Origin of the sequence: Acutalibacter sp. JLR.KK004 (assembly GCF_036941085.1) — a bacterium.
Lineage (GTDB): Bacteria > Bacillota > Clostridia > Oscillospirales > Acutalibacteraceae > Acutalibacter.
This window is the reverse complement of record NZ_JAYMNQ010000002.1, coordinates 456,099-473,971: the sequence shown is the minus strand read 5'-3', so window position 1 is coordinate 473,971 and position 17,873 is coordinate 456,099. Positions and strand designations below refer to the sequence as shown.

Here is a 17,873-nt window from a genome sequence, read left to right as displayed (position 1 = left end):
GTCTCTTTACAAACAGGGGGCAGTATGTTATAGTTATGAGGAAAAAACGGGAAAGGCGGGATGGTTTTGGGGGAGCGCAAGGATGGAAAACAGAAAAAGAAGGGGCCGCTGCTGGATCCGGCCCTGAAGCGCGCGTTTTTCTATTTAAAGCCCTATAAAAAGGAATTTTCCCTGGTGGCCCTGGCCCTGTTCATCTCCACTGCCGTGGGGTTTTTGCAGCCCCTGGTGATACGGGCCATTACGGACGAGGGGATGCTGCGGCAGGACATGGGGGTCATCCTCCGCTCGGTGCTGGTGCTGGCGGTGCTGGTGCTTATCAGCCAGGGCGTCGATCTGTGGCAGACCTATATTTTCGCGGACGTACACAACAAATCCTATTATGCGGCCTTCCACCAGGTGTTTGAAAAGCTGCTGCACCTGCCCAAGGCCTATTTTGAGGACAAGAACAACACGGAGATCTTAAGCTTTCTGCAGATGGACGTATCCCAGGTGTCCTCCATTACAGACCGGTACATGGTAATGAGCGCGGGCTATGTGTTCCGCATTTTCAGCGGCCTCATCGGCCTGTTTATCATAAGCTGGAAGCTGGCCCTGGTGGTGCTTACCATGGTGCCTGTGAAATTTTTCCTGGTGCGGGGGCTTTCCAAGCGGCGGGAAAAGGCCATGGACGAAATGCTGGAGTCCAGCCGGGACTTCTCCCGGTGGTTCGGGGACAACCTGGGGGGCGTGGACGAAATTAAGCTGTGGAACCTGTTCAAAAGCCGGGAGGAAGCCTTTTCCCGGCAGCAGGGAGCGCTTTTGAAGCTGGAGAAAAAGGGCGCCATGATCGACGGCTGGAACACCTTCTGGGAGATGCTGCTGGAGTGGTCTGTCACCATTGCGCTGTACCTTTTAGGCGGCTGGCTTATCTGCACCGGAAGCCTGACCATCGGCGCGGTGTTCGCCTTTGCCAGCTACTCCGGGTATGTGACAGGGCCTGTCTCCGCCCTTATCAACCTGAAAATGTTCTTTGCCCGCATTATGCCCTCGGCCCGGCGGCTGTTCCAGTTTTTGGATATGGAAACAGAGCGGGACAAGGGTGGGGAAAAGGCGGCAGGCCGCCCGCCCCGGCTGGAATTTCAAAACGTGGCCTTCTCCTATGAGGAAAGCCGCCCCATCCTGCGGGGCGCGGCCTTTACGGTGGAGCCGGGGGAAAAGGTGGCCATTATCGGGCAGAACGGCAGCGGCAAGTCCACCATTTTAAACCTGCTTTTGCGGTTTTACCAGCCCGGGGAAGGGGAAATCCTGGCAGACGGCAAGGATGTGGAGGGCCTTTCCCTGGAAAGCTACCGCAGCCTCTTCTCTGTGGTAAGCCAGGAGCCATACCTGTTTCTGGGGGATATCCTGGAAAACGTGGATTTGGATAAATCCGCTTCTCCAGAGCGGATAGAATGGGCTTTGCAGCAAAGCGGCGTGCAGGGATATCTGCCCCGGATGCCGGAAGGGGCCAAAACCCCCATAGGCCGCAACGGCGCAAAGCTTTCCGGCGGGGAAAAGCAAAAGCTGGCTGTGGCCCGGGCTTTATTAAAGGACGCCCCTGTGGTGATTCTGGACGAGGCCACTTCCGGGTTCGACGTGGAGTCGGACGCATACCTCCACGATATTATCGTCAACCAGATGCAGGGGAAATCCGTTATCATGATCACCCACCACTACCATAATCTGGCAGGGATGGACAAGGTATACCGGCTGGAGGAAGGCGTGCTGCGGCAGGTGGACCCGGAGGATGTGTTAGAAAATTAGACAGAAGGGATGTTTTAGCGTGAAAACAGGGATTATCGGCTGCGGGAACATGGCCCGGGCCATTGTGGCGGGGATGCTGAAAAAGGGCTTCTGCAAGCCCGGGGAGGTGCTGGCGGCAGACGCTGCCCCCCAGGCGGCCCAGGCCTTTGCGCGGGATTTCGGGGTGCGGCGGGCTGAAAGCAATCGCGCCCTTTGCGCCGAAAGCGACGTGCTGCTGCTGGCTGTGAAGCCCCAGGTGTATGAAGCGGTGATAGAAGCGATCCGGGAAGCCTGCCATGAGGGCCAGCTTATTATCTCCATTGCCCCGGGGAAAAGCCTTGCCTGGCTGGCGGAGAAGTTCCAAGCGCCTGTGGGGCTGGTGCGGGCCATGCCCAACACCCCCGCCATGGTGGGAGAGGGGCTGACAGCCTGGTGCTGCGGGGAAAATGTCACAGAAAGCCAGCAAAAGCTTGCCCAGGAGCTTCTGTCCAGCTTCGGCAGGGCAGAGGCTGTGCCCGAGCACCTGATGGACGCGGTGGTGGCGGTAAGCGGCAGTTCCCCCGCTTATGCGTTCATCATGGTGGAAGCCATGGCAGACGCCGCTGTGGCCCAGGGCGTGCCCCGGCAGCAGGCCATTGCCTTTGCGGCCCAGGCCCTGCTGGGCAGCGCCAAAATGGTGCTGGAAACCGGGCGGCACCCGGCGGAGCTGAAAGACATGGTGTGCTCTCCCGGGGGCACCACCATTGAGGCTGTGCGGATGCTGGAAAAGACAGGCTTCCGTTCCAGCCTGATGGAGGCCATGGATGCCTGCTGGAAGAAATCCAGAGGGATGTGAGGAGAGTGTCTGAATGAAAGGACTCTTAAAAAATGCAATAAATTTCTAAAATTGGTTTTAGGGTCAACCCCTTTTTTAAAAGGGGTTGTGGGGTTTTAGGGGCGAAGCCCCTAAACCGCCGGAAGCATAAAACGCGCCGTCTGGACACTCCCCCGCGCGGAAAAGGGCTTGACAGCGCCAGGGAAACGTGATACACTTTTGGCAATAGCTGGGGGAGTAGTCGGCAGCGCAAGCTGTTGCTGATTCAACAATCATGGGCGGATACGCCCTGGGTTAGCATGAAACGACCAGACCTGTGCTGCCTTTCGGGGCATGCGCAGGTCTGTTTTCTTTTATGGCTGCTTCTTTGGTAATTTGGTACATTTCCGGGCAGAATGGAAATGGACAGGAAGAAAAAAGAGGGAGATGCATTATGGAATTTTTATGGGAAGGCCTGCTGTCTATCACCTGGCAGCAGGTGGTGATGTATCTGGTGGGGGCTGTGCTTATCTGGCTTGCCATCAAAAAGGATTATGAACCGGCGCTGCTGCTGCCCATGGGCTTTGGGGCCATTCTGGTGAACCTGCCCCTTTCCGGGGTGCTTAACCAGACCATGCAGGGCGTGGGGGAAACCCAGGGCATTATCCAGTGGCTGTTTGAAACCGGGATTGAGGCCTCGGAGGCCTTCCCCCTGCTGCTGTTTATCGGCATCGGCGCTATGATAGACTTTGGCCCCCTGCTGTCAAACCCCAAGATGTTCCTGTTCGGGGCTGCGGCCCAGTTTGGCATATTCCTGACCATTGTGCTGGCAGCGGTGCTGGGCTTTGACATCCGGGACGCGGCCTCCATCGGCATCATCGGCGCGGCGGACGGCCCCACCTCCATCCTGGTTTCCCAGGTACTCAAGTCCAACTATATCGGGCCAATCGCTGTGGCGGCTTACTCGTACATGGCCCTGGTGCCCATTATCCAGCCCATGGCCATCAAGGCGGTGACCACCAAAAAGGAGCGGGCCATCAAGATGGACTACCGGCCCAACGCTGTCAGCAAAACCACCCGCATCCTGTTCCCCATCCTGGTGACCTTTGTGGCCGGCCTGGTGGCCCCGGCCTCTGTATCCCTGGTGGGCTTCCTCATGTTCGGCAACCTCATCCGGGAGTGCGGCGTTTTGAACCGCCTGTCGGAAACGGCCCAGAACGATTTGGCAAACCTTATCACCCTGCTTCTTGGCATTACCATTTCTTTCTCCATGCGGGCCGAGCACTTTGTCACCCTGCAAACCCTGATGATTATGGCTTTAGGGCTGTTCGCCTTCGTTTTCGATACTGTTGGCGGCGTGCTGTTCGCAAAGCTGCTGAACCTGTTCAGCCGGACGAAAATCAACCCCATGGTGGGCGCGGCGGGCATTTCTGCCTTCCCCATGTCCGCCCGGGTGGTGGAAAAGATGGGCATCGCGGAAAACAACCAGAACCACCTGCTCATGCACGCTGTAGGCGCAAATGTCTCCGGGCAGATAGCCTCTGCCGTAGCGGGGGGCATTGTATTAGGCTTCTTCATGTAGCAGCGTGACGCTACACCCGAGACGCGGGGTGCGCGCTGCGCAGGCTTCCGCCGCGCCACCCTGTGACGCGCTTACGCAAGCCATCGCGTGCCCAACCAACTCCCGGCAGCCTTTGCAGGGAGCGTCAGAAAATTTTAAACTTCCAGAGAGGTGGCAAACTTTTATGATACAGCATTTATTGGCAGCGGCAAGCTCCATCGGCGTTATCGGCGGGGCAGACGGCCCCACCGCTGTTTATGTGACCAGCGGCCTTAACCCCAACATTACGGAGGCCCTGGGGATTATGGGCAAAGGCATGCTGGGCATCTTCGTGGTTATCGGCATCATTGCGCTCATTGTGCTGGCGCTGACCAAAGCTGGCAACAAATAATCGCAAGCCTTTCGGCATGCTGGGCATCTTCGTGGTTATCGGCATCATCGCGCTTATCGTGCTGGTGCTGACCAAGGCCGGCAGCAAATAGCCGCAAGCCTTTCGGCATGCCGGGTATTTTTGTAGTTATCAGCATCATCGCGCTCATTGTGCTGGCGCTGACCAAAGCCAGCAGCAAATAGAACCCCTAAAGGCCCTCCGCTTATGGTGAGGGCTTTTTTATCCGACTTTTTGTAAAATATACTTGACTTTTAGAAAGGTTTACTATACAATAAACAGCAGGAGGTGATGGCTTGGGGAAAAACCTGAAGCTGAAAGCCGCCCGCGCCGCCATGGGCCTCACCCAGCAGGGCCTGGCCGACACCGTGGGCGTCACCCGGCAGACCATCGTAGCCATTGAGAAGGGGGACTATAACCCCACCGTGAGGCTGTGCATCCTGATTTGCCAGTCTCTGGGCAAAACCCTGGATGAGCTTTTCTGGCCGGAAGCACAAGAGTGAAGGGAGGAAGCGGCATGAAAAACAAGCTTTTCAGATGCAGGAACGATTTGGACGAGCGGCAGCTTTTGCAGCGGGGAGACGTGTTCCAGCATGGCATCATCCTCTTTTTCGTCCTGCTGCTGGCAAACGCCTTTTTAAAGGAGGGGGGCATCGTCTGGGCTGAGGGCATGTGGGAGAACCTGCTGATTATCTGGTCGGTCATCACCCTGTGCATGTGCGAATATGCTGTGAAAGAAATATACCCTATGGGCGGCGGCATGGCAGTGATTTATGGGATGGACGGCCTGGCTGGCGCGTTCCTGCTCGTTATAGGCATTGTGGAGGCCGCCATGGGCCGGGATCCTTTTTTCGCCAGCCCTCACACCTTAAGCCGTATCGGATGCCAAATCATAGAGGGTGCTTTGATGGTGCTTCCACTGCTGGTATTCTGCGGCAAAAAGGTGTATAATCACAGGAAGGAGACACAAGACAATGAAACCTAAATACAATGCGTTTTTGACCTACTGGCCCTGGCTGCTGCCCATAGGGATCCTGCTGTGGACAGCGGCGCTTATGCTGAGGCATTTCCATGTCCTGCCAGACTACTGGGCCGGTTTTATGCTGGGCTTCAGCAGTTTTCTGGCCCTTATAGGCGCTGGGATGCTGATTGCACGCATCTGCCGCAAAAACGCCCGGAAATGAAAGGAGCGACCTTTTTGCACACTGTCACTTACTCCCGCGAAGTTTACTATTACGAAACTGACCGCATGGACTGCGTACACCATTCCAATTACATCCGCTGGTTTGAGGAAGCCCGGGTACACTTCATGCGGGAAATGGGCTTCCCCTATGACAAGCTGGAAGCCTCCGGCATTGTAAGCCCGGTGCTCCATGCCGAGGCGGATTACCGCGCCATGTGCCGCTTTGGGGAGCAGGTGGAAATCGCTGCCGGCATAGAGTCCTACACCGGCACCCGCATCGGCTTTTTCTACGCAGTGACAGATAAGGCCACAGGCGCTCTCCGCTGCCAGGGGCGCACCCTCCATTGCTTTATAAACGAAACCGGGCGGCCTGTGTCCCTGCGCAAGGCAAACCCTGCCTATGACGCCCGGGTACGGGAACTGCTGGAGGACTAGAGCGTGTCCACACAAAGCAATCACACGCATCTTTTCGGGTTATTTCATGGGCTTCTGTGTTAGGAATCCCACAAAATCCCCTCGAAAATCCGCATATGCAACTTATGTGAACACGCTCTAAAAATTTTTCTGCCCCTATATTTGAAAAAAGCACCGCCCGGAAAGCCTTGTGGGACGCTTCCGGGCCGGTGCTTTTTCCTTTTGAACGGTGTTTGCCTATAGTGAAGAATCCAAAGAAGGGCGCGGCGCTAAGCGCAAAAGGGGAATGCGCCCTCTCTTTTTGTGTAAATCCTGTAATCGCCTGGCGGTTTTAATGGCACACCTTGCAGGGATTCTTTTTCCCGGCGGCCTGGGCATTCGCCACGGTACCGCTGTAAATCGTGGAAGAATTGTGGAGGGAGGCGCAGCTTCTGGTAGAATGATACACGCTGCCGTTCGGCACCCAGTATACGGTGCCGTCTATGCCGGGCTTAGGAGAGGGCGTGGGCACAGGGGTCGGGGTGGGCAGTGGGGCAGGAATAATGCCGGAGGCGTCCCCAGCAGCGTCCTGATACCGCACGAACACAGTGGCTGCGGCGCAGCGCTCTGTTTTATCCCCAGGGGCAAAACAGTTTTTATCGTCACCCTTTACAAGACCCAGTTCCTTGCAGGCATATACGGCCTCCTTGGCCCAGGAGGAAATTTTCCCGTCATCTGCAAACCGCCCGGAAGACGTACTGGTGGAAACACCCTGGCGCTTTGCCAGGTTATACAGCACCAGGCACATTTCCTGCCGGGTAATGGGGGCTTCCGGCCGGAAGGTGCCGCCTGCGTCCCCGCTCATAATCCCCGCTTCCTTAATCCAGGCAATAGGCTTTGCGTACCACTTAGAGGCGGGCACGTCTGTAAAATAGGAATTTGTATAGCCGGAGGTATCCACCTTCACCATGTTTACCACCACCTGCACAAACTCCGCCCGGGTGATGGAGGCTGTGGGACGGAAGCTGCCGCTGCTGTCTCCCTTTATCAGGCCTTTCTCTGCCGCATCCTCTACGTACTCATAATACCATGCCCCGCGGCCCACGTCCGGGAAACGCAGAGGCGGGTAGTCATGGCCCAAATACTGGTAAGCTGTGGCCCGCTTGGTGGGAAAGCGCAGGGTCAGGTTGTTGGTAGCTGTATTCGGGGTAAAGGGGTTTTTCTCCACATGGCTGGGCTGGCGGGAAAACGCCTGCCCGTCCACCACAGTCTGAGAGCCTATGAGGAAATAATCTGTACAGATTTCATCCCGGTCGTCATCGTCCCAGGTTACGTCCACATTATACCAGAGGCCGTCATCCATTTTCACGTTGTTCCACATGTGGGTTTCGCTGACAGGCACCGCGCAGTATATCTTCAGGCGATCGCACACCAGCTTAAAGGCCTCAGAATAGCCGTCGCACACAGGCTCATAGCTGTCCCCTGGAATGAGGGCGCTGTAAGCGCAGTGGGACATCTCGTAAGGCAGCCCGGAAATGGCGTTGTCTGCCGCCGCGTGGTTGTATGTATTGGCCTTTACCAGCACGTCATGCACCAGCCGCACCTTTCTATACTGATCCGGCTGGGAAGCCGCGCCCCGCGCGATAATATCCGCCGCCTCCATCATGGTTTCGTGCATCTGGCCTTCAATGCCGCCGAAGTCCAGGGCGAAAGAGAAATTCACAGTGGTAACCTGCGCTTTGGTGGAGGAAACCCTGGTGGAGCTGTAGCCATAAGACATGGTGCGGATCCACACCATGTCCGGCCTGTCGCTGTACAGGGACACAATGGCTGCCCGCAAATCCGTCATCAGGGATTTCTGGGCCGCTGCCCCGGCGCTGTCCAGCTTGAAGCTGCCCCCGCTTACGTAACCGGAAAAGGTAATGCCCTTCACGCCTGTCACGCTCAGCTTCACCTGCCTGTAGCCATTCGGCCCTTTGGACGCGGTAAGCACCTGGCTTACCGGCACGTTCACCAGGGCATTGTAACAGATCTTCTGGCGCTGGGTAAGCTGGCTGTACATGGTGCCGTCCCCATCCTGTATGGCGTTAAAGAGCTGTTCAGACACAGCCTCCTGCGCGCCGTCCTCCTGGAAGAACTGCTCCATGGAGATTTCCTCCTCCACGTCCGGCATGTCCCCCTCCTGCGCAGAAGCAAAAGGCCCGTCCACCCGGGGCGCTTCCTCTATAGGATTTTCCGAAAATTCCAGGGCGGGCATGGCCTCCAACTGGCGCAGCGTCTGCTGGAGGCAGGCCTCATACCGGGCCTCCTCCCCGCCCTCCAGGGCCAGCGCCCCCATGGGCATAAGCGCCAGAAGCAAGAAGGCTATAAACCCTGCCAGCACTCTTTTCTTTTTCACAACTGATACAGCTCCTTCCCCGCCGGCCGCAGCCGGAAGAATAAATATACAATACTATTATGCGCCTGCCGCGCCTCCTTGTCAATGGGCTTTTCTAAAGTAAACGGGCGCCCGGCCCTGCAAAAACCCCTGAATCCCTTTCCCAAAGCCATTCATAAAGTATTTACAAATAGAAACTTGACTTTTGCTGACCTAAGTGATACATTATAAGTAATCTGTTAGCACTCGCACGCCTTGAGTGCTAACCTCCCAAAAAGAGGTGAGAAAAATGGATCTGACCCAGCGGCAGGAACGGGTGCTGGCCTGCGTGGTGGCAGGCTACAGCAAAACCGGGGAGCCGGTAGGCTCCAAGGCCGTGTCGGAGGAGCTGGGGGTTTCCTCTGCCACTGTGCGCAACGAGATGGCAGGGCTGATTGAACTGGGGCTTTTAGAGCAGCCCCACACCTCCGCGGGCCGGGTGCCTTCCCAGCGGGGATACCGGGAATATATAGACCGGCTGATGCCCCCAAAACCTCTGGAGGAACGGGAAAAGCGGATTTTCGATTCCATGCTGCTGGGCAGCGCCCACGATCCAGAGGGCCTGCTGCTGCGGGCGGCCCAGCTTCTGGCAGGGGCCTCCCAGTGCATGGCGGCGGCAACCACCCCCAACGGGGCGGGCACTGTGATAAAGGCTGTGCAGTTTGTGCAGACCGCCCGGCGCAGGGCCATGCTGCTGCTATTAAGCTCTGCGGGATCCATGAAAACAAAGGTGTTCCGCTGCGATTTCGATTTAACCCCGGAACTGACGAGACTGTTCTTCCGGGTGTTTAACGAGCGGGTTACCGGGAAAAGGGCAGAGGACATCACCCCGGCCTTTGCCCAGTCCATGGCAGCCTCTTTAGGGGAAATGTACGTGCTTTTAGGCCCGCCCCTCCAGGCCCTGCTGGAAACCGCCCGGGATACGGCGGAAACCCAGGTGCTGTTAAGCGGGCAGATGAACCTGCTGTTTTACCCGGAGCTGGAGCAGCGCGGGGTGCGCCGGGTGCTGGATTTCCTGGAGCGCCGGGAGAATCTGCTGCGGCTGCTGGAGGCAAGGCCTGGCAAGGCCCAGGTGCTTATCGGCAGGGAAATCGGTCGGGCAGAGCTGGAGGACGTTTCCCTGGCAGTGGCCCGCTATCAGGTGGACGGGCAGGACGCGGGAAGCCTCTGCACTTTGGGGCCTGTCCGGATGGATTATCCCCGGCTTACCGCCATATTGGAATATCTGGCCCGGCAGGTAGGCGGGCTGCTCACCGGCCTGAGCCGGGAAGGGCAGGAATAAAAACAGGAAAAAGAAAAACCATATAAGATACAGCGACGCTGCGGCGGGAAGGGAGACTGAAAACATGGAGCAGGAACAGAAGCAGCCCGATCAGGAAATGGAGCAGGAGCAGGCAGGGGAACAGGTTCCCGGGGAACAGGACCCGGAGGTTCAGCAGGAAGAGTCCAAAACGCCTGAGCTGGAAAAACTCCAGGCGGAGTTTGAGGCCCACAAGCAGCAGCACCTGCGTGTGCTGGCGGAGTATGATAACTTCCGCAAGCGCAGCCAGAACGAAAAAAGCGCCATTTACAACAACGCGGTGTCCGACACAGTGCAGGCCCTGCTGCCCATTGCGGACAATATAGGGCGGGCGCTGGAACAGGAAAACGCTTCGGCAGAGGATATGAGGAAGGGTGTGGAAATGATTGAGTCCCAAATCCAGCAGGCTTTTGAGAAGCTGGGCATCACCCCCTGCGGGGCAGTGGGCGAACCCTTTGACCCCAACCGCCACAACGCTGTAGCCCATATTGAAGATGAAAGCCTGGGCGAAAACGTGATTTCCGCTGTGTTCCAGAAAGGGTATCTTTTAGGCGACCGGGTGGTGCGCTTCGCCATGGTGCAGGTGGCAAACTGAGTCTCCGGCTCAAGGGTTCCATCCCTTGGAACCCACGCTCCGCTTCCCGCGCCATACAAAAACCAGGCATCTATAATGACAATAAATATATAATAATAAAGCGAGGTAATAACTATGTCAAAGACCATTGGTATTGATTTGGGCACTACAAACTCCTGCGTGGCAGTGATCGAAGGCGGCGAGCCTGTGGTTATCGCCAATGCCGAGGGCGCCCGCACCACCCCTTCTGTAGTGGCTTTCTCCAAGGACGGGGAGCGCATGGTGGGCCAGGTGGCAAAGCGCCAGGCCATCACCAACCCCGACCGCACAGTTTCTTCCATCAAGCGGGAAATGGGCAGCAATTATAAGGTTGCCATTGACGGCAAAAGCTACACCCCCCAGGAAATTTCCGCCATGGTGCTGCAAAAGCTGAAGGCGGACGCGGAAGCCTATTTGGGCGAGCCTGTCACAAGCGCTGTCATCACCGTCCCCGCCTACTTCACCGACGCCCAGCGCCAAGCCACCAAGGACGCGGGGAAAATCGCGGGCATGGATGTAAAGCGCATTATCAACGAGCCTACCGCCGCGGCCCTCTCCTATGGCGTGGACAAGGACAACGACCAGAAGGTGATGGTATATGACCTGGGCGGCGGCACCTTCGACGTGTCCATCATTGAAATGGGCGACGGCGTGCAGGAGGTTCTGGCAACTGCCGGCAACAACCGCTTAGGCGGCGACGACTTTGACCAGCGGGTTATCGACCACATTGTAAGCACCTTTAAGATGGAGCAGGGCGTTGACCTTTCCGGGGACAAGATGGCCATGCAGCGCATCAAGGAAGCTGCCGAAAAGGCGAAAATTGAGCTTTCCGGCGTGACAAGCGCTTCCATCAACCTGCCCTTCATCACCGCCGACGCCACCGGGCCTAAGCACCTGGACATGACCCTGACCCGGGCCAAGTTTAACGAGCTGACCGCCGATCTGGTGGAAAAAACCATGGGGCCTGTGCGCCAGGCTTTGCAGGACAGCGGCCTGTCCATTGGGGAAATCAGCAAGGTGCTGCTGGTAGGCGGCTCCTCCCGCATCCCGGCTGTGCAGGACGCCGTAAAGGGCTTTATCGGCAAGGAGCCTTTCAAGGGCATTAACCCCGATGAGTGCGTGGCTATCGGCGCGGCTATCCAGGCAGGCGTGCTGGGAGGCGAAGTCCAGGGCCTGCTGCTCCTGGACGTAACCCCCCTGTCCCTGGGCGTGGAAACCATGGGCGGCGTAATGACCAAGATTATCGAGCGCAACACCACTATCCCCACTAAAAAGAGCCAGATTTTCTCCACTGCCGCTGACGGCCAGACCCAGGTGGAAGTAAACGTGCTGCAGGGCGAGCGGGAGTTTGCCCATGACAACAAGCAGCTTGGACTCTTCAAGCTGGACGGCATTGCCCCCGCCCCCCGGGGCATCCCCCAGATCGAAGTTACCTTTGACATCGACGCAAACGGCATTGTGAACGTATCCGCCAAGGATTTGGGCACAGGCAAGGAGCAGCATATCACGATTTCCTCCAGCTCCAACATGAGCAAGGACGATATCGACCGGGCTGTAAAGGCAGCCGAGCAGTTTGCGGAGGAGGACAAGAAGCGCCGGGAGGAAGTGGACACCAAGAATAACGCCGAGAACCTGTGCTATTCCGCTGAAAAGCTTATTGCAGACAGCGGCGACAAGCTGCAGGACGCGGACAAGAACGAAATTAACGTGAAGGTAGCCGCCCTGCGGGATACCCTGCAAAACGGCACTGTAGACGCCATCAAGGCAGGCATGGACGAGCTGCAGAAGGCGGTCTATTCCGTCAGCGAGAAGCTGTACCAGCAGGCGGCCCCCCAGGGCCAGCCCGGCACACCCCAGCCCCCCTTTGACGGGCAGCAGCCTCCCCAGGGCGGCGCACCGGACGGCAACGTGTATGACGCCGACTATAAAGACGTTGACTAAATCTTTCTGAAGATACTAAAAGAGGACGGCGGCACGCGTGCCGCCGTCCTCTTGCAGCGTAACGAAACGCTTTGCACAGCAATGCGTTTTTGCACCTAAGACGCGGGGCGCAGGCATTCCGTCTGCTTGAAAGCGGAAACTTTTCAGCGGACTATCGCGTGCCCAGGGTGCTCTCGAAAGTTCTTTTTAGGGGCTGGTGCTGTTGAGAAATGCACCGCAATAAAATGTGTCAAAATTGGTTTTAGGGTCAACCCCTTTTTCAAAAGGGGTTGCAGGGTTTGGGACGGAGTCCCAAGGTCTTGTCAAAGCCCCTAAGCCAGCAGATCCCGAAGCTGCTCGTACCACTCCAGAAGCTTCAGCTCCACCCGGTAGTCCTGGGGGTGCTCCACAATCTCCCGCTGGCTTTCCGGCAGGGCGGAGAGCACGTCCTCCCGGTTCCCGGCGGCAGGCAGGCACAAAGCGGGAAAAACCACGCACCACCAGTTCTTGCCCTTCCCCTCCCCAATGGTCACACGCAGGGTTCTGTATGTACCGGCAGGGAGCGCTATCCCGTCATACCACCGGGTGGGAAAATACATGTCCGTCACCTGGGCTTTGGCGTTCATAGGAAAGCCGTTTTCCCGCAAGGCTTCATTGGCGGCCTTTGTAAGGGACTGCAAGTGGGTGCATACAGCGAAGTTTGCCTGCTCCAGGTTTTCCGCGTCCCCATACCACCGGGCCGCTTCCCGGAGCACCGCGTCCCGCACCTGCAGCTTCACCGCCTGATCTGCCTCCGAGTTGGAGTTTGCCACCACATGAAGCCGCAGCACGTGCTGGGGAAGCTGCTCAGACGCGGCGGCAAAAGGGAGAAAGCTGGCGGCTGCCGCCAGTATGAAACCGCATACCAGCGCCCGGGCCAGAGTCCGTTTTCTTGTTTCCTTTTTCATGGAACCTACCGTCCTTTCTGTTTCTGGAAAAAGTATGGGACGGCTTTGGCGGGAATATGCAAAAAATGGGAACGAAAGCACACAGGGCACAGCAATAACAGAAAGAGAAGGAGGAAAAGCCATGCTGGAGGTACTCATAGACGCAGTGCTGGATGCACTAAAAACCCTGCCGTTCCTTTTCGCCGCCTATCTTTTCATGGAGCTGCTGGAGCACAGGCGGGGAGGGAACCCGCCCGCGCTGCTGCAAAAGCTTGGCCCCTTAGGCGGCGCTGTGCTGGGGTGCGTGCCCCAGTGCGGCTTCTCCGTGGCGGCGGCAAACCTGTATGCCGCTCGGTTCATCACCCCCGGCACCCTGCTGGCGGTTTTTCTCGCCACCAGCGACGAGGCAGTGCTCATCCTCCTGTCCAGGCCCCAGGCCCTGCCGGAGGTGGCAAAGCTTCTGGGGGTGAAGCTTTTAGCAGGGGCGGCGGTGGGCTTCCTGGCAGATTTGCTTTTGCGCCCCAGCGCCCGGCCCGACCCCCATCCCCTGTGCGAGGAAGCCCGCTGCGGCTGCGGGGAAGGCGGCCATGACGCTGCGGGGGCGGCCCTGCGGCACACCCTGCGGATTTTCCTCTTCCTGCTGGGCATAAACCTTTTCCTGGGCCTTGCCTTCCTCTGGGCAGGGGAAGAAGCCCTTTCCCGGCTGCTCCTTTCCGGCAGCGCGTTCCAGCCCCTGCTTACAGGGCTTCTGGGGTTCATCCCCAACTGCGCCGCCTCTGTCCTGCTGACGGAACTGTATTTAAGCGGCGCTTTGTCCTTTGGATCGGCTGTGGCAGGGCTGTGTACCGGGGCCGGGCTGGGGCTGGCAGTGCTGTTCAGGGTGAACCGCCCCCAGAAGGAAAACTTTGCCTTTTTAGGGGCCTTGTACGCAGGGGCGGTTGCCACAGGCTTTCTGTGCGGCTGGGTTTTTCCATAAATCTTCAAAACAAAAAGCAGGTACGGGGACTGTTCTCCCGCGCCTGCTTTTTCTTTCATTTCCTCTATTTCCAAACAAGCCCTAAAGCCCCAGAGCCTCATGGTTTTCCCGCATACCCGCAATACACTCTGCAATCACCTCGTCCAGCTCTGCCCCAAGCCGCTTGCAGCCGTCCAGGATAACCTCCCGGTTCACCCCGGCGGCAAACTTTTTGTCCTTAAACTTTTTCTTCACAGACTTTACTTCCAGATCCATCACAGAGTGGGAGGGCCGCAGGATGGCGGCGGCGTTAATCAGGCCGCTCATCTCGTCCACCGTATACAGCACCTTTTCCATGTAAAGCTGCGGCTCCACATCGCACACCAGCCCATAGCCGTGGCTGACCACCGCCCGGATGAAGCCCTCGTCATATCCGGCATTCTGGAGGATTTCCACCGCTTTTTTGCAGTGCTCCTCCGGATACCTTTCGTAGTCCACGTCGTGAAGCAGGCCCACGCAGCCCCAATACTCCACGTCCTCCCCGGCTTTTTCCGCATAATGCCGCATAATGGCCTCCACAGCCATGCCATGCACCACCAGCGCCGGGTTCTGGTTATACTCCTGTAAAAGTGCGAATGCTTTTTCTCTCATCCTGTCCACCCTTCCTGTAAGTTCCACTGTCCGCGTTACACTTCGCCGGAATCCCGCCAGCGCTCCAGCGCCTTGCTGGCCTTGAAGCGTATGCGGTTTTCAATTTCGTCCTTCTCCACGCCATGCTTCTTCAGCAATATGGCTGTGGTAAGCAGCACGTCGCAGGCTTCTTCCACCAGGCTTTCCCGGCTACCCTTGCCCCGCTGTTCCTTCATCAGTTCTTTAATAAGTTCGGCACATTCCTCCGCGGCATACACCCCGGAATCCATTCCAGACGCCTGGTTCAGTTCATACACAGCCCCAATCAATTCTTCAACAGTCCGCTGGCCCGCAGGGCTTTCCTTCCCTTTTTCCAGCAGGCCGGACAGCAAGCCGAGAACCTCCTCCTCCGTGCCCAGGTCATAGTCCCCGGCAAGGCCCTCCCGGTGGTACACAAGCCCGGCCTTTACGCCGTTTTCCAGGCAGTCCAGCAGGGCTTCCTCTCCATGCTCCCGGACAAAGCGGGCAAAAGCCCGAACCCTTGCTTTTTCCATCATGGGCGCGTCGCAGGGAAACCCCGGGCACTCCCAGCAGCCGGAAAAGCCTTTCTCCTGACAGCACTGGTAATTCCGGCAGGTTTCATGGTTTCCGCATCCCGCCTCCTGGCAGCCAGGGCAGGTGGCGTTTTCGCTGCACAGGCAGCAGGCCAGCCCGCAATAAGCAATCCCCAACTCCCGGCGCATCCTGCCCGCCGGCATCCGGTAATAGTCCGGATACCCCCGGAACGCCTCCGGCCCTGCAAAACCCAGGGCTTCCAGCACCTTCCGCCGGGCCTTGGCAGCAGGGGGCGCCTTTGTCACCAGGGCGCTCATAGGAAAATCCCGGGTGAATTCCCGGAGGGCCAGGGTGTAAAGCTCCCTTAAAACATCCTCCCGCTCATAGTCCCGCCGCAGGTCAACTCGCAGCACCCCGGCTTCCCCGCCGAAAATCTCCAGTGTTCCGATAACCTCCCCAGTGTGCTTGTCTATCACAGCCGGGCGGGCATAGCCTTCCCCCTGCCAGATGCGGATGTAGCTTTCCATGTCCGCCAGGGTGGCGCAGTAAAAGCCCCTGCCGCAGTTGTCCCCGTTCATCAGGGCCACAGCCTCCGCGTCCCCATAGCATTGCAGCAATGCCGGAGCGTCCTCCGGCCCAACCTGCCGCAGCGCAAAGTTTGCCGTCTCATAGCGGTATCCCCGGTATTTCCCCTTGTTTTCCTTGTTCCAGTCCCACATGCAGCGCAACCTCCCGTTAGAATATATGTTCTAACAGCAGTATACCACCCCGCCGGAAAGAAGTCAAGAAAAATCGAACAAATTTTCTCACATATTCACATGCCTGCGGATGGCCTGGAAGGTTTCCTCGCTGATAACATGCTCAATGCGGCAGGCGTCCTCTGCCGCCACCTCCGGGTCAACCCCCAGGGACTGGAGCCATTGGGTAAAAAGGATGTGTCGCTGGTAAACCCCTTCGGCAATGCGCCTGCCCTCCTCTGTGAGGGTGATAAACCCTTCCGCGTCCACGGCAATGCAGCCCCTTTCCCGCAGGTGCTTCATGGCCACGCTGACGCTGGGCTTGCTGAACTCCATTTCAGCGGCAATGTCGATGGAGCGCACGCTGCCCTCCCGCTGCTGCAGGATGAGAATGGTTTCCAGATAGTTTTCGGCTGATTCCTGTATTTTTTTCAAAGCCGCCCGCCTCCCTGTGGAAAAATTTCCTTTTTATTATAGCCCTTTTCCCAGGCCCTTGCAAGCCCTTGGGGAGGCTGGGCCTGCAAATCTGCATATGCCGGCAGGGAAGCTTACAGTTTTGTCAGGTTTGCGTGATTTTGTAAGGGGAACGAAAGAATTTGGCTGGGGAATTCGCAAGGGCAGGGCGGTACTATAGGGGCAGAAAGAGAAAGGAGGCGCGTCTGGATGAAAAGAGCGCTGCGGTTTTTAAGAAACATATTTCTGGTGGTGCTGGCGGTAGGCCTGTGCGCGGCTGGGGCGGTGGCCTTCCAGGGCTACAAGCTGTACACCAGCGCGCTGGAGGAAATGCCCCTGTATAAAAGGGTGGAGCAGGTGCGGCAGCAGCCGGATTTCACCTCCCTGGAAAGCCTGCCCGTCACCTACAAGGACGCTGTGGTGGCAGCGGAGGATCACCGGTTTTACTCCCACGGCGGCATTGACCTGCTGGCAATAGGCCGGGCGGTCTGGAACGATCTGTGCAGCCTCTCCTTTGTGGAGGGCGGCAGCACCATTACCCAGCAGCTTGCGAAAAACATGCTGTTCACCCAGGAAAAGGATTTGTGCCGGAAGGCGGCAGAGGTGTTCGCTGCCTGGGATCTGGAAAGCCATTACAGCAAGGATGAAATCCTGGAGCTGTACGTAAACAGCATTTATTTTGGCAGCGGGTGCTATTCCGTAGGGGCCGCCAGCCAAACGTATTTCGAGAAGGATCCCGCCCAAATGGACGCCAACGAATGTACCCTGCTGGCAGGCATCCCCAATGCCCCGTCTGTGTATGACTTGTCGGTAAACCCGGAGCTTGCGGCCCAAAGGCAGCGGCAGGTGGTGTCCTCCATGCTGGAGCATGAATTTTTAACCCAGGAGGAGGCAGAAGAGCTGCTGGCCTCATAAAACTACAGAAGCCCCTGCCTGTATGGCAGGGGCTTCTTACTGGGTGTGTTCGTTGCGGGAAGCTTTGCACAGACAGCGCAAAGCCTCCCCCTTTGTTCCGGGCCTTGCACCCCCTAGGCAGGTATGGTATTATAATAAATGCACAGGGATTACACCATAGGGAGGGGGCGGCATATGAAGCTGGACAGGCTTATTGGCATACTTTCCATCCTCCTGCAGGGAAACAAGGTCACCATGCCCTACCTAGCAGAAACCTTCGAGGTTTCCCGCCCCAGGCTTTTAGCTTTGAAATATTATAAAAAAGTATGATTTTTAACAAATTTGTCTGAAAACTTGCTGTTTGTATAATTTTACCACTATCCCCCCCGAAAAGC

General features: G+C 57.5%; 19 protein-coding genes and 1 pseudogene. 14 read left to right on the top strand and 6 right to left on the bottom strand.

Translation table 11 applies throughout. The annotated features are described in order from the left end of the window. Positions 1-66 precede the first annotated feature (66 nt). The 4 genes from VSQ30_RS16725 (at position 67) to VSQ30_RS16710 (ending at position 4,506) form a co-directional block, all read left to right on the top strand. Positions 67-1,782, top strand: coding sequence for an ABC transporter ATP-binding protein (locus tag VSQ30_RS16725; protein ID WP_334465670.1), 1,716 nt, complete (start codon positions 67-69; stop codon positions 1,780-1,782). Between the two features lie 19 nt (positions 1,783-1,801). Continuing rightward, positions 1,802-2,596 carry a pyrroline-5-carboxylate reductase gene (gene proC, locus VSQ30_RS16720; protein ID WP_334465669.1) on the top strand — a complete coding sequence of 265 codons (795 nt, stop codon included), beginning with the start codon at positions 1,802-1,804 and terminating at the stop codon, positions 2,594-2,596. 412 nt (positions 2,597-3,008) lie between these two features. Further along, positions 3,009-4,136 (top strand): sodium ion-translocating decarboxylase subunit beta, encoded by a 1,128-nt coding sequence (locus tag VSQ30_RS16715; protein WP_334465667.1) that lies wholly within the window; start codon positions 3,009-3,011, stop codon positions 4,134-4,136. 163 nt (positions 4,137-4,299) lie between these two features. After that, positions 4,300-4,506 (top strand): sodium ion-translocating decarboxylase subunit beta, encoded by a 207-nt coding sequence (locus VSQ30_RS16710; protein ID WP_334465665.1) that lies wholly within the window; start codon positions 4,300-4,302, stop codon positions 4,504-4,506. Here VSQ30_RS16710 and VSQ30_RS16705 read toward each other — a convergent pair. Further along, positions 4,469-4,684, bottom strand: a complete 216-nt coding sequence (locus VSQ30_RS16705; RefSeq protein ID WP_334465662.1) for a hypothetical protein — start codon at positions 4,682-4,684, stop codon at positions 4,469-4,471. The genes VSQ30_RS16710 and VSQ30_RS16705 overlap by 38 nt on opposite strands. Positions 4,685-4,799: 115 nt before the next feature. Between VSQ30_RS16705 and VSQ30_RS16700 the strand changes: the two genes are divergently transcribed. Genes VSQ30_RS16700 through VSQ30_RS16685 form a run of 4 tightly spaced genes read left to right on the top strand, consistent with a single transcriptional unit; the run spans position 4,800 to position 6,121 of the window. Then, positions 4,800-5,006, top strand: coding sequence for a helix-turn-helix transcriptional regulator (locus VSQ30_RS16700; protein ID WP_334465659.1), 207 nt, complete (start codon positions 4,800-4,802; stop codon positions 5,004-5,006). 14 nt (positions 5,007-5,020) lie between these two features. Continuing rightward, positions 5,021-5,488: a hypothetical protein gene (locus tag VSQ30_RS16695; RefSeq protein ID WP_334465656.1), complete on the top strand. Its 468-nt coding sequence runs from the start codon at positions 5,021-5,023 to the stop codon at positions 5,486-5,488. After that, a complete protein-coding gene (locus VSQ30_RS16690) occupies positions 5,478-5,687 on the top strand; it encodes a hypothetical protein (RefSeq protein ID WP_160642640.1) in 210 nt (69 codons plus the stop codon). Before VSQ30_RS16695 ends, VSQ30_RS16690 begins: the two co-directional genes overlap by 11 nt. A 14-nt stretch (positions 5,688-5,701) precedes the next feature. Next, positions 5,702-6,121, top strand: a complete 420-nt coding sequence (locus VSQ30_RS16685) for an acyl-CoA thioesterase (protein WP_334465653.1) — start codon at positions 5,702-5,704, stop codon at positions 6,119-6,121. Between the two features lie 310 nt (positions 6,122-6,431). On the opposite strand, the gene VSQ30_RS16680 is transcribed toward VSQ30_RS16685, so the two are convergent. Continuing rightward, the gene (locus VSQ30_RS16680; protein ID WP_334465651.1) at positions 6,432-8,477 is read right to left on the bottom strand and encodes an S-layer homology domain-containing protein; all 2,046 of its coding nucleotides are present in this window, start codon (positions 8,475-8,477) and stop codon (positions 6,432-6,434) included. Between the two features lie 268 nt (positions 8,478-8,745). On the opposite strand from VSQ30_RS16680, the gene hrcA reads away from it, so the two are divergent. The 3 genes from hrcA to dnaK all read left to right on the top strand — a co-directional run bounded on the left by hrcA (position 8,746) and on the right by dnaK (position 12,349). Further along, positions 8,746-9,777: a heat-inducible transcriptional repressor HrcA gene (gene hrcA / locus VSQ30_RS16675; RefSeq protein ID WP_334465649.1), complete on the top strand. Its 1,032-nt coding sequence runs from the start codon at positions 8,746-8,748 to the stop codon at positions 9,775-9,777. A 64-nt stretch (positions 9,778-9,841) separates the two neighbouring features. Further along, positions 9,842-10,390 (top strand): nucleotide exchange factor GrpE, encoded by a 549-nt coding sequence (grpE, locus tag VSQ30_RS16670; RefSeq protein ID WP_334465646.1) that lies wholly within the window; start codon positions 9,842-9,844, stop codon positions 10,388-10,390. Between the two features lie 114 nt (positions 10,391-10,504). Further along, entirely contained in the window at positions 10,505-12,349 is a 1,845-nt protein-coding gene (gene dnaK, locus VSQ30_RS16665) for a molecular chaperone DnaK (RefSeq protein WP_334465644.1), read from the top strand. 311 nt (positions 12,350-12,660) lie between these two features. On the opposite strand, the gene VSQ30_RS16660 is transcribed toward dnaK, so the two are convergent. After that, positions 12,661-13,275: a stage II sporulation protein R gene (locus VSQ30_RS16660; protein WP_334465642.1), complete on the bottom strand. Its 615-nt coding sequence runs from the start codon at positions 13,273-13,275 to the stop codon at positions 12,661-12,663. A 121-nt stretch (positions 13,276-13,396) separates the two neighbouring features. Between VSQ30_RS16660 and VSQ30_RS16655 the strand changes: the two genes are divergently transcribed. Then, positions 13,397-14,230, top strand: a complete 834-nt coding sequence (locus VSQ30_RS16655; protein ID WP_334465640.1) for an arsenic efflux protein — start codon at positions 13,397-13,399, stop codon at positions 14,228-14,230. Between the two features lie 81 nt (positions 14,231-14,311). Here VSQ30_RS16655 and VSQ30_RS16650 read toward each other — a convergent pair whose 3' ends face one another. The 3 genes from VSQ30_RS16650 to VSQ30_RS16640 form a co-directional block, all read right to left on the bottom strand. Next, positions 14,312-14,860: an HDIG domain-containing metalloprotein gene (locus VSQ30_RS16650; protein WP_334465638.1), complete on the bottom strand. Its 549-nt coding sequence runs from the start codon at positions 14,858-14,860 to the stop codon at positions 14,312-14,314. A 35-nt stretch (positions 14,861-14,895) separates the two neighbouring features. Further along, complete coding sequence (locus tag VSQ30_RS16645; protein ID WP_334465636.1) at positions 14,896-16,113, bottom strand: GNAT family N-acetyltransferase; 1,218 nt, start codon at positions 16,111-16,113, stop codon at positions 14,896-14,898. A gap of 87 nt (positions 16,114-16,200) precedes the next feature. Then, a complete protein-coding gene (locus VSQ30_RS16640) occupies positions 16,201-16,566 on the bottom strand; it encodes a metal-dependent transcriptional regulator (protein WP_334465633.1) in 366 nt (121 codons plus the stop codon). A gap of 228 nt (positions 16,567-16,794) precedes the next feature. Here VSQ30_RS16640 and VSQ30_RS16635 point away from each other — a divergent pair, with 228 nt between their 5' ends. Next, positions 16,795-17,499: a transglycosylase domain-containing protein gene (locus VSQ30_RS16635; protein WP_334465630.1), complete on the top strand. Its 705-nt coding sequence runs from the start codon at positions 16,795-16,797 to the stop codon at positions 17,497-17,499. Positions 17,500-17,673: 174 nt separating this feature from the next. Next, a pseudogene (locus VSQ30_RS16630) lies at positions 17,674-17,769 on the top strand (DNA-binding transcriptional regulator); the annotation flags it as partial. Positions 17,770-17,873 lie beyond the last annotated feature (104 nt).

Bases quoted from the DNA above. Each gene is read 5' to 3' on its own strand.
- hrcA (WP_334465649.1), top strand. From the start codon at position 8,746: ATGGATCTGACCCAGCGGCAGGAACGGGTGCTGGCCTGCGTGGTGGCA.
- VSQ30_RS16650 (WP_334465638.1), bottom strand. From the start codon at position 14,860: ATGAGAGAAAAAGCATTCGCACTTTTACAGGAGTATAACCAGAACCCG.
- VSQ30_RS16710 (WP_334465665.1), top strand. From the start codon at position 4,300: ATGATACAGCATTTATTGGCAGCGGCAAGCTCCATCGGCGTTATCGGC.
- VSQ30_RS16695 (WP_334465656.1), top strand. From the start codon at position 5,021: ATGAAAAACAAGCTTTTCAGATGCAGGAACGATTTGGACGAGCGGCAG.
- VSQ30_RS16660 (WP_334465642.1), bottom strand. From the start codon at position 13,275: ATGAAAAAGGAAACAAGAAAACGGACTCTGGCCCGGGCGCTGGTATGC.
- VSQ30_RS16635 (WP_334465630.1), top strand. From the start codon at position 16,795: ATGAAAAGAGCGCTGCGGTTTTTAAGAAACATATTTCTGGTGGTGCTG.
- VSQ30_RS16655 (WP_334465640.1), top strand. From the start codon at position 13,397: ATGCTGGAGGTACTCATAGACGCAGTGCTGGATGCACTAAAAACCCTG.
- VSQ30_RS16715 (WP_334465667.1), top strand. From the start codon at position 3,009: ATGGAATTTTTATGGGAAGGCCTGCTGTCTATCACCTGGCAGCAGGTG.
- VSQ30_RS16645 (WP_334465636.1), bottom strand. From the start codon at position 16,113: ATGTGGGACTGGAACAAGGAAAACAAGGGGAAATACCGGGGATACCGC.
- dnaK (WP_334465644.1), top strand. From the start codon at position 10,505: ATGTCAAAGACCATTGGTATTGATTTGGGCACTACAAACTCCTGCGTG.
- grpE (WP_334465646.1), top strand. From the start codon at position 9,842: ATGGAGCAGGAACAGAAGCAGCCCGATCAGGAAATGGAGCAGGAGCAG.
- VSQ30_RS16690 (WP_160642640.1), top strand. From the start codon at position 5,478: ATGAAACCTAAATACAATGCGTTTTTGACCTACTGGCCCTGGCTGCTG.